General features: G+C 69.9%; 15 protein-coding genes. 11 read left to right on the forward strand and 4 right to left on the reverse strand.

The genetic code is table 11. From position 1 onward, the window contains the following. Positions 1-98 precede the first annotated feature (98 nt). From GP2_RS03385 to mce1N, 8 genes are all read left to right on the forward strand, one after another. Positions 99-932: a redox-sensing transcriptional repressor Rex gene (locus tag GP2_RS03385; RefSeq protein WP_040526330.1), complete on the forward strand. Its 834-nt coding sequence runs from the start codon at positions 99-101 to the stop codon at positions 930-932. Further along, the gene (locus GP2_RS03390; RefSeq protein ID WP_006899067.1) at positions 929-2302 is read left to right on the forward strand and encodes a glutamyl-tRNA reductase; all 1374 of its coding nucleotides are present in this window, start codon (positions 929-931) and stop codon (positions 2300-2302) included. The genes GP2_RS03385 and GP2_RS03390 overlap by 4 nt, the downstream gene beginning before the upstream one ends. Next, the gene (gene hemC, locus GP2_RS03395; protein WP_006899068.1) at positions 2299-3243 is read left to right on the forward strand and encodes a hydroxymethylbilane synthase; all 945 of its coding nucleotides are present in this window, start codon (positions 2299-2301) and stop codon (positions 3241-3243) included. The genes GP2_RS03390 and hemC overlap by 4 nt, the downstream gene beginning before the upstream one ends. Before the next feature lie 50 nt (positions 3244-3293). Then, positions 3294-4949, forward strand: a complete 1656-nt coding sequence (locus GP2_RS03400) for a bifunctional uroporphyrinogen-III C-methyltransferase/uroporphyrinogen-III synthase (protein WP_006899069.1) — start codon at positions 3294-3296, stop codon at positions 4947-4949. A gap of 14 nt (positions 4950-4963) precedes the next feature. Beyond that, a complete protein-coding gene (gene hemB / locus GP2_RS03405; protein WP_006899070.1) occupies positions 4964-5941 on the forward strand; it encodes a porphobilinogen synthase in 978 nt (325 codons plus the stop codon). Positions 5942-6015: 74 nt separating this feature from the next. After that, positions 6016-6939 (forward strand): hypothetical protein, encoded by a 924-nt coding sequence (locus GP2_RS03410; protein WP_006899071.1) that lies wholly within the window; start codon positions 6016-6018, stop codon positions 6937-6939. Next, positions 6936-7382, forward strand: coding sequence for a hypothetical protein (locus tag GP2_RS03415; protein ID WP_006899072.1), 447 nt, complete (start codon positions 6936-6938; stop codon positions 7380-7382). The genes GP2_RS03410 and GP2_RS03415 overlap by 4 nt, the downstream gene beginning before the upstream one ends. After that, positions 7379-7969 (forward strand): transport-regulating membrane protein Mce1N, encoded by a 591-nt coding sequence (gene mce1N, locus GP2_RS03420; protein WP_006899073.1) that lies wholly within the window; start codon positions 7379-7381, stop codon positions 7967-7969. Before GP2_RS03415 ends, mce1N begins: the two co-directional genes overlap by 4 nt. On the opposite strand, the gene GP2_RS03425 is transcribed toward mce1N, so the two are convergent. From GP2_RS03425 to GP2_RS03435, 3 genes are all read right to left on the reverse strand, one after another. Further along, complete coding sequence (locus tag GP2_RS03425; protein WP_006899074.1) at positions 7951-8640, reverse strand: hypothetical protein; 690 nt, start codon at positions 8638-8640, stop codon at positions 7951-7953. The genes mce1N and GP2_RS03425 overlap by 19 nt on opposite strands. Positions 8641-8760: 120 nt before the next feature. Next, the gene (locus GP2_RS03430) at positions 8761-9675 is read right to left on the reverse strand and encodes a manganese catalase (RefSeq protein ID WP_006899075.1); all 915 of its coding nucleotides are present in this window, start codon (positions 9673-9675) and stop codon (positions 8761-8763) included. 243 nt (positions 9676-9918) lie between these two features. After that, positions 9919-12006, reverse strand: coding sequence for an acyl-CoA dehydrogenase family protein (locus GP2_RS03435; RefSeq protein ID WP_006899076.1), 2088 nt, complete (start codon positions 12004-12006; stop codon positions 9919-9921). Positions 12007-12216: 210 nt separating this feature from the next. Between GP2_RS03435 and GP2_RS03440 the strand changes: the two genes are divergently transcribed. Next, a complete protein-coding gene (locus tag GP2_RS03440) occupies positions 12217-13896 on the forward strand; it encodes an AMP-binding protein (protein WP_006899077.1) in 1680 nt (559 codons plus the stop codon). 294 nt (positions 13897-14190) lie between these two features. Here GP2_RS03440 and GP2_RS03445 read toward each other — a convergent pair whose 3' ends face one another. Further along, positions 14191-14787, reverse strand: coding sequence for a hypothetical protein (locus GP2_RS03445; RefSeq protein ID WP_040526315.1), 597 nt, complete (start codon positions 14785-14787; stop codon positions 14191-14193). An 82-nt stretch (positions 14788-14869) separates the two neighbouring features. Here GP2_RS03445 and GP2_RS03450 point away from each other — a divergent pair, with 82 nt between their 5' ends. Both GP2_RS03450 and GP2_RS03455 read left to right on the forward strand, forming a co-directional pair. Next, on the forward strand, positions 14870-15553 hold the full coding sequence (locus GP2_RS03450) for a TetR family transcriptional regulator (RefSeq protein WP_040526317.1): 684 nt from the start codon (positions 14870-14872) through the stop codon (positions 15551-15553). A gap of 160 nt (positions 15554-15713) precedes the next feature. Then, on the forward strand, positions 15714-16877 hold the full coding sequence (locus tag GP2_RS03455; protein ID WP_006899080.1) for an acyl-CoA dehydrogenase: 1164 nt from the start codon (positions 15714-15716) through the stop codon (positions 16875-16877). Positions 16878-16949: the final 72 nt, after the last annotated feature.

A 16949-nucleotide genomic window follows, 5' to 3' on the forward strand; every position in this document is an offset into this window, starting at 1 on the left:
TTAACACAGGTGCGCCGATCGTGAGACCCCGTGTGAAGAGATTCACACGGGGGTTATATCCTCGACACGACCTGTGAGCCGGATGTCTGGGGGTGAACGTGGGCGCCGATCGTCGGAAGTCGGGCGACGCCGACCCTCCCGCGTCCGAGACGCCGTCGCCGTCCCGGCAGGACATCCCCGCGCCCACCGTCGCGCGACTGGCCACCTATCTCCACGTGCTGCGGTCGTTCAGCCGGCGCGGCACCCTGATCGCCTCGAGCGGCGAGCTCGCCACCGCGGCCGGGGTGAACCCCGCGATCCTGCGCAAGGACCTGTCCTACATCGGCGCCAACGGCGTGCGCGGCGTCGGCTATGACGTCGGACGCCTCACCGCGCGCATCTCGATGGCGTTGCACACCGACAGCGTCCACACGGTCGCGCTCGCCGGCGCCGGGCAGCTCGGGCGCGCGCTGCTCGCCCACACCGGCTTCGGCCGCGGTTTCCGGGTGGCCGCCATGTTCGACGCCGATCCGTCGCTGACCGGGACGTCTCTCGAGGCCGGCGGCCCGGCCATCGCGCCGCTGTCCGACATCACCGAGGCCTGCCGGCGCATGCGCCCGGCGGTGGAGATCGGGGTGGTGGCGACCTCCGACGAGCACGCGCAGGAGGCGTTCGACGCCTTCGTCGCCGCCGGCGTCCGCCAGGTGCTCAACGTCACTCCCGTGTCGCTGACGACGGAGGCGGATGTCGTCGTCAGACAGGTTGATCTAGCCTTGGAGTTGCAGGTGTTGTCGTTCCAGGCCTCGCGCGGCGCCACTCAGGCCGCAGCGCAGGCCGCACGCGACCACCTCGAGATCTCCTCACGCGACGACGTCAGCGCGCCGCCTCGCGAGGTGAAGGCGGCCGACGGGCGCCAGGAAAACGCAATGGGTGAAGAAACGGTGACAGCGTGAGTGTTCTGTTGTTCGGGGTATCGCACCGCAGTGCTCCGGTGGAAGTGCTGGAGCGGTTGGCGGTCTCCGACCACGACCGTCCGAAGCTGGTCGACCAGCTCCTGTCATCGCGCTCGATCTCCGAGGCCATGGTCGTCTCGACCTGCAACCGCGTGGAGATCTACGCGGTCGTCGACGCCTTCCACCCGGCCCTCGAGGCGGTCGGGGAGGTCCTCGGCGACCACTCGGGCATGACCGTCAACGACATGACCCGATACGCCTACGTGCGCTACTCCGAAGCCGCCGTCGAGCACCTGTTCACCGTTGCCGCGGGGCTGGACTCGCTGGTCGTCGGCGAGCAGCAGATCCTCGGGCAGATCCGCAACGCCTACCTGAGCGCGGACGCCAACGACTCCGCCGGCCGCGTCCTGCACGAACTCGCGCAGCAGGCGCTGCGGGTCGGCAAGCGCGTCCACACCGAGACCGGCATCGACCGCGCCGGCGCATCCGTCGTCTCCGTCGCGCTGCGCCGCGCCAAGGCATTGCTCACCGATCCCGCCACCGGCGCGCACCGGCTGCGGCGGGCCGTCGTGGTCGGCGCCGGCGCGATGGGCGGCCTGGCCACGGCCCACCTCGCGCGCGACGGCGTCACCGAGATGTACGTCGTCAACCGCACCGTCGACAACGCCCGCCACCTGGCCGACAACATCGCCGCCAACCACGGCATCGCCGTGCACGGGGTCGGCCTCGACGACCTGCCGTCGGCGATGGCCGACGCCGACGTGGTCGTCAGCTGCACCGGCGCGGTGGGCAACGTGGTGACCGTGGGCGCGGTCCACTCGGCCCTCGCCGAGCGCACCCGCAAGAACGACTCCTCGCCCCTGGTCATCTGTGATCTCGGTCTCCCGCGCAACGTCGACCCGGCCGCCGCGCGGCTGCCCGGCGTGCACGTCGTCGACATCGAGGGATTGCGCGGCGACTCCGCGACCCAGGCCGCCGAGAACGACACCCTCGCGGCCCGCTCGATCGTCGCGGCCGAGCTCGCCGACTACCTGACCCACCAGCGCCAGGCCGAGGTCACGCCGACCGTCGCCGCGCTGCGCCAGCGCGCCGCCGACGTCGTCGAGGCCGAGATCCTGCGCCTCGAGACCCGCCTGCCGGACCTCGAGAGCTCGCAGCGCGACGAGATCGCCAAGACGGTCCGCCGCGTCGTCGACAAGCTGCTGCACGCCCCGACCGTGCGCGTCAAGCAGCTCGCCTCGACCCCGAACGGCGATCACTATGCCGAGGCCCTGCGCGAGCTCTTCGAACTCAAACCCGGTGCGGCCGAATCGGTGTCGGCACCGGATCGGTTCACCACCGACGCCGCGGAACAGCAGGGCGACCGATGAGCTCATCCGCATCCGCGCCGATCCGCGTCGGCACCCGGGGTTCGCTGCTGGCCACCACCCAGGCCCAGACCATCGCCGACGCGCTGACCGCCGCCGGTCACCCCGCCGAACTGGTCATCATCAAGACCGAGGGCGACGCCTCGGCCCGGCCGGTCGCCGAGATCGGCGTCGGCGTCTTCACCACGGCGATCCGCGTGGCGCTGCGCAACAACGAGGTCGACGTCGCCGTCCACTCCTACAAGGACCTGCCGACCGCCCCCGAGGACGACCTCACCATCGCGGCGGTCCCCACCCGCGTCGACCCCCGGGATGCGCTGGTCAGCCGGGACGGTCTGGTGCTGGGAGAACTGCCGCCGGGATCGGTGGTGGGGACCTCCGCGCCGCGCAGGGCCGCACAGCTTAGAGCATTGGGTCTCGGTTTGGAAATCCGCCCCCTAAGAGGCAACCTAGATTCTCGGTTGGGCAAAGTCGCCAGCGGCGAACTCGACGCGGTCGTGGTCGCCCGGGCCGGGCTCGTGCGGATCGGACGGACCGAAGTGGTCACCGAGGCGCTCGATCCGGTGGTCATGCTGCCGGCTCCGGCGCAGGGCGCTCTGGCAGTCGAGTGCCGCTCAGACGATGCCGAACTGGTGAGAATACTCGCCGAGTTGGACGATCCGTCCACCCGTGCGGCCATCGAGGCCGAACGGTCGGTGCTCGCGGCCCTCGAGGCCGGGTGCACCGCGCCGGTCGGTGCGATCGCCGAGGTGGTCGAGTCGATCGACGAGGACGGGCGCATCTTCGCCGAACTGTCGCTTCGCGCGGCGGTGGCGGCCGAGGACGGATCCGACGTGATCCGCGCATCGGTGGTGGGCCCGGTCGATCGGGCCGTCGAGCTGGGCAAGGACCTCGCCGCCGAACTGCTGGAGCTGGGAGCGGGCGAACTCGTCAACTCTCCCTAGCAGAGAACGAACTGCAGCCCTCGGAGCAGAGGGCAGGAGAGTGCGAACCCATGAGCCGTACGAAGAAGGCAAATCCCGGACGGATCCTGTTCGTGGGGTCGGGTCCAGGTGATCCTGACCTGCTCACCGTGCGGGCACGCACCGTGATCGTCAACGCGACCACGGCCTACATCGACCCCGATGTGCCGTCGACCGTGGTCTCGCTGATCGGCAGTGCGCATCGCGAAGACCCCGCACCGAACACTCGCCGTTCGACCAAGAAGGCCGACAAGGCCGCCGAAGCCGACGCCGCCAAGGACGAGACCGCGACCGCCGAGGCCGACAAGGCCGAGGAGGAGTCGGTGGTCCGGCCCGCGCTCGGCGATCCGTCCGAGGTCGCCAAGACCCTGGTCGCCGCCGCCAAGAACGGTGAGGACGTGGTCCGCATCGTGGCCGGCGACCCGCTGACCACCGACTCGGTGCTCGCGGAGGTCAACGCCGTGGCCCGCACGTCGGTCACCTTCGAGGTGCTGCCGGGCCTGCCCGCCGCGTCGGTGGTGCCGAGCTACGCGGGCATGCCGCTGGGCTCCACCCACACCGAGGCCGACGTCCGCGGCGAGGTCGACTGGGCCGCCCTGGCCGCGGCCCCGGGCCCGCTGGTCCTGCACGCGACCTCCGGCCACCTGGCCGAGACCGCCAGCGCCCTGACCGAGCACGGCATGGCCCCGCAGACCCCCGCTGCGATCACCATCAACGGCACCACCTGCGCCCAGCGCACCATCGAGGCGACGCTCGCCACGCTCAACGAGCAGGGCAACGCGCTCACCGGCCCGCTGGTCGTCACCGTCGGCAAGGTCGTCGGCGCCCGCAACAAGCTCTCCTGGTGGGAATCGCGTTCCCTCTACGGCTGGACGGTGCTGGTGCCGCGCACCAAGGACCAGGCCGCCGACATGAGCGAGCGACTCATCAGCCACGGCGCCATCCCCAAGGAGGTGCCGACGATCGCCGTCGAGCCGCCGCGCAGCCCCGCGCAGATGGAGCGCGCGGTCAAGGGACTCGTCGACGGCCGCTACCAGTGGGTCGTGTTCACCTCGACCAACTCGGTGCGCGCCGTGTGGGAGAAGTTCGCCGAGTTCGGCCTCGACGCCCGCGCGTTCTCGGGCGTCAAGATCGCCTGCGTCGGCGAGGCCACCGCCGACAAGGTGCGTTCCTTCGGCATCAACCCCGAACTCGTGCCGTCGGGTGAGCAGAGCTCGCTGGGTCTCCTCGAGGACTTCCCGCCCTACGACGACGTCTTCGACCCGGTGAACCGGGTCCTGTTGCCGCGCGCCGACATCGCCACCGAGACCCTGTCGGAGGGCCTGCGCGACCGCGGCTGGGAGATCGACGACGTCACCGCGTACCGCACCGTGCGCGCCGCTCCGCCGCCCGCCGAGACCCGCGAGATGATCAAGACCGGCGGCTTCGACGCGGTCTGCTTCACCTCCAGCTCGACGGTCCGCAACCTCGTCGGCATCGCCGGGAAGCCGCACGCGCGCACCATCGTCGCGTGCATCGGCCCCAAGACCGCCGAGACCGCAACGGAGTTCGGCCTGCGCGTGGACGTGCAGCCGGAGAACGCCTCGGTCATCGAACTGGTCGACGCGCTCGCCGAACACGCCGCACGGCTTCGTGCCGAGGGCGCACTGCCCCCGCCGCGCAAGAAGTCCCGCCGGTCGCGTTCGTGAGCGGGGCGTCGGACATGGCACCCCTCATCCGGCCCCGCCGGCTGCGCACCACCGCCGCGATGCGGCGTCTGGTCGCCGAGACCACGCTCGCGCCACGGCAACTCGTGCTGCCGATGTTCGTCGCCGACGGCATCGACGAGCCCAAGCCCATCTCCTCGATGCCCGGCGTCGTGCAGCACACGATGGACTCGCTGCGCGCCGCCGCGGCATCGGCCGTGGAGGCCGGGGTCGGCGGGCTGATGCTGTTCGGCGTTCCCCGGGCCGAGGACAAGGACGCGGCCGGATCGGCCGCGGATGCCGACGACGGCGTCCTCAACCGCGCCCTGCGCGCGCTGACCGATGATCTCGGCGACTCGACGGTCCTGATGGCCGACACCTGCCTCGACGAGTTCACCGACCACGGCCACTGCGGCGTCCTCGACGGCCGGGGCCGCGTCGACAACGACGTGACCCTCGACCGCTACGTGTCGATGGCGCTCGCACAGGCGCGCGCCGGCGCCCACCTGTTGGGACCGAGCGGGATGATGGACGGCCAGGTCGCCGCCATCCGCGCCGCACTCGACGCCGAGGGCTTCGCCGACACCGGCATCCTGGCCTACGCCGCCAAGTACGCCTCGGCGTTCTACGGCCCGTTCCGCGAGGCCGTCGGCTCGTCGCTGCAGGGCGACCGCCGCACCTACCAGCAGGATGCGGCCAATCGCATCGAGGCCTTGCGCGAGGTCCGGCTGGACCTCGAGGAGGGCGCCGACATCGTGATGGTCAAGCCGGCGATGAGCTATCTCGACATCGTCCGCGACGTCGCCGAGACGAGCGACGTGCCGGTGGCCGCCTACCAGATCAGCGGCGAGTACTCGATGATCACCGCGGCCGCCGAGCGCGGCTGGATCGACCGGGACGCGGCGATCCTCGAGTCGCTGACCTCGATCCGGCGTGCCGGGGCGTCGATCATCCTGACCTACTGGGCCGCCGAGGTCGCCGAACTGCTGTCCTGACCGCACCGCCGCCGCGGCGCGAGGCCGCTCATCGGCCCGACGGTCGCAGTGGCGGATTCACTAGGCTGGAATCCATGTCCGCACCGTTCGACCCGTCCTCCGGGCCGCAGTCCTCCGGGGCGTCGTCCCCTGGGACCGCGCCCGACGAACCGCAACTGCGCCCGTCGATCCCGGACTCGATCGCGATCGCCGTCGAGTTGTGGGTCGTGGCCGTCCTCGGCCAGATCATCGGGCGGTTCGCGCAGACCGGCAGCATGATCGACTCCCTGCGCGAGCAGGTCCGCAAGAACCCGCCGGAGGGCCTGACACCCGAGCAGCTGGAGACCGCGACCTCGGCGGGCGTCATCATCGGCATCCTCGTCGCGATGACCGTGGCGCTCACGGCGGTCACCGCCCTGATCGTCTGGCTCACCCGCAAGGGCTACAACTGGGCGCGCATCGTGCTCGGCGCGATGGGCGTCTACATCGTCGTGGACATGGTCTTCTCGTTCTTCGCCGACATCTCCCCGGCGTGGGCCATGGTGCCGCTGGTCATCGGCGGCGTCGCCGCGCTCGGTGCGACGGTGCTGCTCATGAAGGGCGATTCGGAGAAGTATTGCCGGCGCATGGCACAGGTCCGCAAGGCCGCCAAGACGCCGCAGCCCGCACCAGCGGTCCACGGCCCGAACCCGTACGCCCAGAATCCGTACACGCAGAACCCGTACGCCCAGAATCCGTACACGCAGAATCCGTACGGGCAGAGTCCGTACGAGCAGAACCCGTACCACGAGAACCCCTACGGCCAGAATCCCCATACCCCGAACCCGGCCGCGAACGATCCGGGACGCCCCCACGGATCTGCGTCACAGACCCCGCCGGAGCATGGTGGTACACCGTATGGTGGCAGTCGATCCGGTGACGCGACCAGTGCGGACCCGACGCAGAGCCCGGCACAGGGGCCCGGGTCCCAGCCCACCGGAACCGAGAACACCGACACCGAAGGACCGAACAAGCAGTGACAAGTCCCGACCCGGCGCAGCGTCCGAAACTCGTCGTCTGGGCCTACCGATGCTGGCTCGCCTCGGGTGTGCTGATGGCGCTGCTCGGCGCACTGGTGGTGGTCGTGTCGGTGTTCGACGACTCCGGCACGGTGGCCTCCGGCGCGCTGGGCGTCCTGGTCCTTATCGTGGGTCTCGCCTACATCCTGCTGGGCAGCAAGGCCTTCACCGGTGACGTCCGCTGGCGTTCGTCGCTGTCGGCGCTGACGCTCGTCGTGGTCGCCATGCTGCTGTTCTTGAGCGTGGGCCTGGGATCGCCGCTCTTCGCCCTCACACTGCTCGCCGGCGTCATCGGCCTGTTCGGCTCGCTGCTGGCGTACCGGCCCGAGTCGGAGTTCTGGTTCACCGGCAAGGAACCCGAACCGCGCAAGAAGCGGAACCTCGGGCGCAGCACCAAGCCGTGACCGACGACACCCGCAAGGCAGGCGGGTCCGACCGGGAGTCGGGCGAGGTCCTGTTCTACGAGCCGGGCGGGAGTTGGTGGGTGATCCTCATCGGCCCGGTGCTCGTCGGCGCGGTGCTCGCACTCGAGATCTTCTCGCCCGGTCCGGTGCACTGGCCGGTCCTCATCGTGTTCCTGGTCCTGCTGGTCGGCTTCTCGCTGGTGCAGGTGTCGGCGGCCCGCAGGCACGTCAGCGTCGAACTGACCGAGACGACCCTGCGCCAGGGCGCGGTGACCATCGACCTGGCCGACATCGAGAAGATCTTCCCGCCGAACAACTCGCCGACCCCGGAGGACTGGGAGAGCGCCCCGGCACTCGGCGAGCTCCACGGGGTGCCGCGCCGGCGCAAGGGCGTCGGCGTCCGGCTGAAGTCGGGGAAGCTGGCCCAGGCGTGGGCGCGCGACGTCGAGCGATTCCGCAGCGAACTCACCCAGGCCCACACCGCCGTCCGGCTGGGGCTGGGGCCGTCGCGCCGAACCGAGCCCGGGAAGAACCCCGATTCCGGCAAGGGGTCCGAACCCGAGAAGGGTCAGGACACCGCCGAGTGACGCCCCTGCCGGCTGTCGCGGTAGGCGCGTCGGCGTAGGTCGCCCAGCCACGACGGCGCGAACTCGACGCCTTCGGGGCGGTTGAGGATGGGGTCGAAGTCCACATCGAGGCCGGTCAGCGCGTGGTCGAGTTCGATCCGGGCGATGGGCACGAAGCGACCGAACCCGGCCTCGAGGATGAGCACGATCTTCCGGTTCGTCCTCAGGCACGCGGCGAGGTCCTCGATCGACAGTCCCGTCGGCCCGGTGGGCTCGACGATGCGGGCGCGAATCCAGTAGAGCTCGCCGTCGTGACGGTAGGGCGTGAGGCTCGAGACCGCCGTCGGCGCCCAGTGCGTCGACGGCAGCGGGATCGGCAGGCGTCCCGACAGCGGCGCAGGTCCGGCGAGCAGGAGATCCCAGGTGCCGGCGGCGGTGGGCACGGGCGAGACGGGGTCGGTCGCACCGGGGAACCGGATGGCGACCCCCACGATGTCGGGCAGCCCGCCGGGCGTGCCGATCCCCTTGGACAGACGCACGGTTACCGGCCCGGAACGGAACGGCAGCGGGTGATCGCCGGCCACCGATGCGACACCGCCGCACAGCAGTCCGTCGGGGTGGAACACCCGGGCGTGCCGCAGCGCCGCCAGCCACCGGAACGGCGTGGTCAGCAGGTCGGGTAGAGCGGTCATGTGACACCTCCGTGTCGGATGGTCCGTCGCGGGACGGTTATGGCCCGGTTCGGGTCGCCCGTGAACGCGCGACGCCGCGACCCCGGGTCCGGGGCCGCGGACGCCGCGCGTCGGGCGGATCTAGCCGGTCGGATCGGGATCGACGGCGTCCTTGATCTTGCCGATGACGCCCTTCTCCGTGCCGAACTTCGGCTTCTGGGGCGTCCCCATGGCGCCGTCGTACGTCGCATAGAGCTTCGGATCCGGCGGCGGACCCGATTGGCGCTCACCCAGCGGCTGCGGGTCGGCCAGGAACGTGAACTCGTGCCGGCCGTCGGGCGTCGGGCCGCTCGCCCAGCCGCCCTTGTCGGAGTCCTCGCCGTCGGACAGATGCCAGATCGTGCTCGCGTGCTCGCTGTACTCCTCGTCGAACAGGTCGTCGGGGGCGATGGTGCCCTCGAGCCCGTCCTCCTTGAGCTCCTCGATGGCCTTGAGCCAGAGGTTCTGGTGGAGGGTGTCGCGCGCCAGGTTGAACCGCAGCATGTCCTTGACGCCCGGGTCGTCGGTCATGTGCCACAGGCGGGCGGTCTGCACGCGACCCTGGGCCTCCGCGGTGACGTTGGCGTGGAAGTCGGCGAGCAGGTTGCCGCTGTGGACGATGTAGCCGGCGTTCCACGGCACGCCGTTGGAGTCGGCCAGGCGCGGCCCGCCGCCGGAGAAGACGGCCTGGGTGGGATCGGAGCCGCCGAGGACCGCGGCCACCACCGGGTCGCCGAGGGCGTTGGCGGTGGAGTCGGTGACCGGCGCGCCCTCGAGGAGCCGGGCCACCATCGTGGCGATCATCTCGACGTGACCGATCTCCTCGGTCGCGATGTCCATGATGAGGTCCTTGTACTTGCCCTTCATGCGACAGTTCCAGCCCTGCATGAGGTACTGCATCGTGACCGTCATCTCGCCGAACGCGCCGCCCAGCAGCTCCTGGAGCTTGCGCGCATAGACGGGGTCGGGCTTTTCGGGCTTGACGTCGAATTGCATGTAGTCGGTATGGCGGAACATGGATTCCCCTGACTGTCGTGTTGATTCGCCCGTCGCAGGCCATGGGGAGGACGGGTGCCGAGATCGTCGATGCGTCGCTGCGGCTACTACACGGCGGCGTCCTGGGCAGTGTTGCCCTCGATGTCGCGAGTCGAAACACCGAGGTCGCGAACAGCGTGGTGAGACGGGCACCGACGACGACAGGCGCCCGACCACGTGGGCCGGGCGCCTGTCGCTGGTGTGTCGTGCTCGGGTCGTCGCCGCTCAGCCGTTGACGAGCATCGGCGCGCGCAGCAGCTCCTCTGGGACGCCGAAGGCGTCGACGAGAGTGCGGGCGTGCGGACGCAGTTCCTGGCAGAGCTCGTTGACGCCCCGCCGAACCGCCTTGGCGCGCTCGACCGAGATGTGGCGGTGCATCATGAACCAGGACAGGTCGGCCTCGAGGGCGGAGTACACGAACAGGTCGCACACCTTGCCCAGAAGTTCTGCGGCAGAGCGGGAATCGCAGTTCTCGATCGCCTCGATGAAGGCCTCGAGGACCACGCGCTCGATGTGCGCGTGCCCGACCTTGAGCAGGTGGTCCTGCGCGTTGTTGAACACGTCGAAGGCGTCGTTGTCGTCGTCGAGTGCGCGGCGCAGGCGTTGCGCGCAGGTCCGCACCAGGTGGTCCTCGCGGTTGCGGAAGAGCCGGATCTGGGTGCCGCGGTTGGTCAGCGCGGACTTCTCGGTGTCCTCGTCGGAGCTGTCGAGCAGGGTCTGGACCACCTGTCGGACGGCGGTCTTCTCCGCCACCATGTCGCGCGCCATCCCGGCGATGAACTTGACCCATCCGCCCGCCGAGAGACCCTGCACGTCTTCGGAATACGCCGACAGCAGCTCCTTGGCGATGAGCTGGGTCATGACCGTGTTGTCGCCCTCGAACGTGGTGAACACGTCGATGTCGCCGCGGATGATGGAGAGCTGGTTCTCGTCGAGATAGCCGGCGCCGCCACAGGCCTCGCGACTGACGTTGATCGCGTGCGAGGCGTGCCAGGTGGCGTACGCCTTGAGCCCGGCCGCCTGGCCTTCGAGCTGGCGCTGCCGTCCGGCGTCGGAGTCGTCGGCCGCCCCGGACTGGACCTCGTGCAGTTCTGCGGTGATCTCGTTCTGGGCGAACGCGATGGCATACGACTTGGCGATCAGCGGGAGGAGCTTGCGCTGATGGCCCAGGTAGTCCATGACGGTGATCTCGTCGGTGCCCTCCGGCGCCTCGAACTGCTTGCGGATCAGGCCGTAGCGGGTGGCCAGGGTCAGCGCCTTGCGGCCGGCGGCGCCGGCGGTCGCGGCGACGCTGACGCGTCCGCGGATGAGGGTGCCGAGCATGGTGAAGAACCGGCGGTTCTCGTTCTCGATGGGCGAGCTGTACGTGCCGTCCTCGGCGACGTCGGCGTAGCGGTTCAGCAGGTTCTCGGCCGGGACGCGCACCTGATCGAACATGATGCGGCCGTTGTCGACGCCGGCGAGGCCGCCCTTGTATCCGCAGTCGCTGGTGGTGATGCCGGGCAGGTCGGTGCCGTCCTCGTCGCGGATCGGCACCACGAAGCAGTGCACGCCGCGGCCCGTCGGCTCCTCGTCGGGGCCGCCGGTGATCAGCTGGGCGAACACCGCGGCGTACCGGGCATGCTTCGCCGCGCCGCCGATGTAGTCCTTGCGCGACGACGGGGTCGGGGAGTGGATCACGAACTCGCGGGTGTCGCGGTCGTAGGTGGCGGTGGTCTCGAGGGCCTGCACGTTCGAGCCGTGTCCGGTCTCGGTCATCGCGAAGCAGCCGAGGATGTCGAGGTCGATGATGCCCGGCACGTACTTCTGGTGATGGCGCTCGGTGCCCAGGTTCTCCACGGCCCCGCCGAACAGGCCCCACTGGACGCCGGCCTTCACCATGAGCGACAGGTCGGCGTAGCCGAGCATCTCGATCGCGGTGATCGAGGCGCCGATGTCGCCGGTGCCGCCGTGGTCGGCGGCGAATCCGGCCGCCGCGAATCCCTGCGAGGCCAGCTCCCGCATGATCCCGAGAATCCGCTCGCGGGCCTCGTCCAGCGTCAGGGAGGGGTCGGGCAGCAGGTCGGCCCGGTTGGAGTTCTCCCGGACGGTGTCGCGGACGCTGCGCCAGCGGCCGTCGAGGACGAAGCGGAGGTTGTCGACCAGGAGCGCGCGCTCGTCGGCGGACAGGTCGTCGTCGGCGGAGACGTCGGCCGGGGCGACCGGATCGTCGGACGTGGGTTTCGTCGCTATCGGGGTGTGACCCGGGCCGGTGGTGTCCGGGGTGGTCTCGTCCGGCGATGACGGTGAGGGGCTCTCGGTGGGAGTCGACATGAATCCACCGTACGTAAGTCCGTGACGTGCGCCCCAGCTTTTGTGGGGCTTGCCCAATGCACCGATCCGGTCACGACTTCGGCGACGAACCCCCTCTTCGGGGGGTGACGGGGTTGTGATGTGATCGCCTACCCTGACCCGCCGTCTACGTATGGCCCGTCACACCGCCCCCTGTCGAGTGGCGTGATCGAGAGATTCTCTGGAGGAAAGATGTCGGTGTCCACCCCGGATGCACCTGCGACGGGCCTGGGTTCGTCGACCACCGAGTGGGGCGGGGCCAACCGCTCCGAACTGAGCCCGCTCCGGTTCCTGGAACGCTCCGCCGCGGTCTTCCCCGACCGCGAGGCCATCGTCTACGGCCGCCGCAGCCACAGCTACGCCGAGTTCGCCGACCACGTGCAGCGCCTGGCCCGGGTGCTGCGGTCGAAGATCGCGCCGGGCGATCGCGTCGCCTACCTGGCCCCGAACATCCCCGAGATGCTGATCGCGCACTTCGCCGTCCCGCTCGCCGGGGGCGTCCTCGTCGCCCTGAACTCGCGACTGGCCGGGCCCGAGCTGGTCTACATCCTCGAGCACTCCGGCGCCAGGGCCCTCTACTTCGACGCCGAGTTCCGCGGCACCGTCGCCGACATCATCGCCGACGTCCCGCAGGTGGAGACCGTCGTCGAGATCACCGACCCCGAGTTCGGCGTCACCGGCGGACCCGTCGGGGAGTCCGGCGTCCCCGGCCTCGTCTCCTACGAGGACCACCTCGCCGCCGCCGGCGACCTCGACCCGTCGCCGATCCCGTGGACCGTCGACGACGAGAACACGATCATCGCGATCAACTACACCTCCGGCACCACCGGCAAGCCCAAGGGCGTCATGTACACCCATCGCGGCGCGTACCTGAACTCCTTCGGCGAGACCTTCCACAACCAGTTCACCGGCCAGACCAAGTACCTGTGGACGCTGCCGATGTTCCACTGCAACGGCTGGTGCACCCCGTGGGCGGTCACCCACGCCGGCGGCACCCACATCTGCCTGCGCGCGGTGCGGGCAGAGGCCATCTGGGACGCCATCGACAACCTCGGCGTCACCCACATGTGCGGCGCGCCGACCGTGTGCACCACCATCGTCGGCTCGCCGCGGGCGCACCGGCTCGACCGGCCGCTGCGCATCACGACCGCGGGCGCCCCGCCGTCGCCGACGGTCATCGGGTCGCTCGAGGCGATCGGCGTGACCGTCGTCCACGTGTACGGGCTCACCGAGGTCTACGGGCCATACACCATCTGCGAGTACCAGGACTCCTGGAGCGACCTCGCGCCCGACGAGCGCGCGGCGAAGCTGTCGCGTCAGGGCGTCGGCATGGTGCAGGCGGAGAACGCCCGCGTCGTCGTCCCGGACTCGCTGCCGCTGGTCGACGTCCCCGCCGACGGCGAGACGATGGGCGAGATCGTGCTGCGCGGCAACAACGTGATGGCCGGTTACTTCCGCGACGAGGAAGAGACGCGAAAGGCGTTCGCGGGCGGGTGGTTCCACACCGGCGACCTCGGCGTGATGCATCCCGACGGCTACATCCAACTGCGCGACCGCGCCAAGGACATCATCATCTCCGGCGGCGAGAACATCTCCACCATCGAGGTCGAGCAGGCGCTGGTGAGCCACGACGCGGTGCTCGACGTCGCGGTCATCGGCGTCGCCGACGAGAAGTGGGGTGAGCGCCCGCGTGCCTACGTGCTGCTCAACCCGGGCGCGACGCTGACCGCCGAGGAGCTCATCGAGCACGGTCGTCGTCTGCTGGCCGGGTACAAGGTGCCGCGCGACATCGTCTTCGCCGGCGACCTGCCGCGCACTCCCACCGGCAAGGTCCTCAAGGGTGAGTTGCGTGAGCGTGCCCGCGCGGAGTGACGCCGCGAGACCTCTGAGCCTCCACGGCGGGGCGGGGCGCGACGTCGAGAACGTCGTGCGCCGCGTCCGGATGGGCGAGCGCCGAGGACTCCCGGCGACCGCGGACGCGCGTGCGCCCCGGCGCTCCACAGGGATGTTCGGCCGCGGTTGTGGTTGTCCGGGTCCCGAGTCCCGCACGGACTGAGAGCGTCCCCCGAAAGCGGCCTCCTGCGGATCGTCGACGACGAGGTGTCATCCACGTGTCCGCCGAGGGTGCTTCTCGGGGGTAGCCTTCCGTCGTCGGTACGGGTCCGGTCACACCCAGTGCCGGAACCCCGGATTGTCGAAGCGCTCGCCCAACGACGCGGCGATGTTCGTCGGCACGAGCTCCCTCGGGATGACGATGCGCTCGCCGTACGCGCCGTGGGCCCTGATGCGGATCACATTGCGGCCCACGATGATCCGGCCGATCTGCGACAGCCGGACGACCTGGGTGTGCGTGCCCGACGTGAACGCGATGTGGTCGGGTCCGAACTCGGCGGAGAGCGGGATCCCGGCGCCGTAGTACCGGCGGATCATGTACGGCGTCCACGCCGTCATCATCAGGATCGAGATGACGGTGATGAGGGCGAAGGCGGCGGTGAGGACCAGCGTCACCTTCCGCTCGTCGGTCATGCCGAACCACATCGCGCCCAAGCCGATCGCCTGAGACAGCCAGATCGGGATGACGGTCGCGAGCAGCGACCCGCGTCCGTTCTCGCGCTGTATCCGTTTCGCCATGCCCTCGTCGGCGATCACGTGGGTCCGGACGACCGGGCCGTAGGTCTGAGGTGGTGGCGGTGCCGGCCACGGATTCGGCCGATGCGGCGGGTGTCCGAAGCGCGCGGGATCGCCGGGTGGCCACTGATTCATCGCCGTGAAACGGTACGCGGTGGGTCGAATCGAGCGCGAGGTCCACGCGAATGACCCGCGAACCTGTGGTGATACTTGACGCATGTCAGTTGCCGATGTCGATGGTGCGGGCTTTCGCATGCACGTCGTCGCCGAGTCGATCCGGCTGTTCAGCGAGCACGGGTACGAGTCGACGACGGTCGAGCAGATCGCGTCGGCGGCCGGGATGTCGCGCCGGACGTTCTTCCGGCAGTTCGGGTCCAAGGAAGACGTCATCTTCGCCGACCACGAGACGCTGCTCGCGCAGGTCGGCGAGGCCCTGGCGTCGTACGACGGCGACCCGTGGTCGGCGGTGTGCGCGGCGGCGGAGGTGGTGTTCAGTCACTTCGAGCGGGACCGCGACCTGGCGGTGCGTCGTGCGCAGGTGGTCCAGGAGGTTCCGGCGCTGCGCGACCGCGAGCTGGTGACGACCTACCGCTACCAGGGCGCCTTCGAGGAGTTCCTCCGTCGGGAGCTGCCCGGCGAGCCGCCGGTGCACATCGTCGCCTACGTCGCGGCGATCACCGGCACCCACAACTACCTGCTCCGACAGATGATCCGCGGAGACGCCGAGGCGAGCGTCGACCGGCTCCGGCGGGAGCTGGCGCGAGTCCGGACGGCACTCGGTGCCGTACGCGAGCCGAGCGCCGACGCGGCCGAACAGCAGGTGACGGTGGTGACGTATCCGGCCGGGACGTCGGCCGAGGAGGTCGCGCGCCGGGTGGCCGAGCAGCTCCGGAATTCTTGACGGGTTTTCGCAGGTCCCGGACACGGTGGGGGCAGGCGAGGACAATCGGGGGCGTGGGTGGCCGCTCCCTGGTGGTGTGGCACATTGACATGGCACTCAGTGCCGTGTTGCACTGATGATCGACCACAGAAACTGGCACCCCGTGCCGTGAGGAGTTGACATGGGTTACGGAAATCCCGACTTCGACGTCTTCCAGCTCCCGGAGGAGCACGTCGCACTGCGTGACGCGATCCGCTCGCTCGCCGAGAAGGAGATCGAGCCCCACGCCGCCGACGTCGACGAGAAGTCGCGCTTCCCGGAGGAGGCGCTCAACGCGCTGAACGCCTCGGGCTTCAACGCCATCCACGTCCCCGAGGAGTACGGCGGCCAGGGCGGCGACTCGATCGCGGCCTGCATCGTCATCGAAGAGGTTGCCCGTGTGTGCGCCTCGTCGTCGCTGATCCCGGCCGTGAACAAGCTCGGCACCATGGGCCTGATCCTCAACGGCTCGGAAGAGCTGAAGCAGAAGGTGCTGCCGTCGATCGCCTCCGGTGAGGCCATGGCCTCCTACGCGCTGTCCGAGCGCGAGGCCGGCTCCGACGCCGCCGGCATGAAGACCCGCGCCCGCCGCGACGGCAACAACTGGGTCCTCAACGGCTCCAAGTGCTGGATCACCAACGGCGGCAAGTCGACCTGGTACACCGTCATGGCCGTCACCGATCCGGAGAAGCGCGCCAACGGCATCTCGGCGTTCATGGTCCACAAGGACGATCCCGGCTTCACCGTCGGGCCGCTGGAGAAGAAGCTCGGCATCAAGGGCTCGCCCACCGCCGAGCTGTACTTCGAGGACTGCACCATCCCGCTCGACCGCATCATCGGCGACGAGGGCACCGGCTTCAAGACCGCCCTGCAGACCCTCGACCACACCCGCCCGACCATCGGCGCCCAGGCCGTCGGCATCGCGCAGGGTGCGCTCGACAAGGCCATCGAGTACGTCAAGGACCGCAAGCAGTTCGGCAAGCCGATCGCCTCGTTCCAGGGCGTCGAGTTCATGATCGCCGACATGGCGATGAAGGTCGAGGCCGCGCGCCTCATGGTCTACAGCGCCGCCGCCCGCGCAGAGCGTGGCGAGAAGAACCTCGGCTTCATCTCGTCGGCCTCGAAGTGCCTCGCCTCGGACGTGGCCATGGAGGTCACCACCGACGCCGTCCAGCTCTTCGGTGGCGCCGGCTACACTCGCGACTTCCCGGTCGAGCGCATGATGCGCGATGCCAAGATCACCCAGATCTACGAGGGCACCAACCAGATCCAGCGCGTCGTCATGAGCCGCGCGCTGCTCCGATGAGCACGGTCTAGCTCACCAGCTCACCAAGGGTGTTCGCCCCGCCGACTTCGGTCGGCGGGGCGAATTGCATTC

The sequence above is a fragment of the Gordonia paraffinivorans NBRC 108238 genome, assembly GCF_000344155.1.
Taxonomy (GTDB): Bacteria; Actinomycetota; Actinomycetes; order Mycobacteriales; family Mycobacteriaceae; genus Gordonia; species Gordonia paraffinivorans.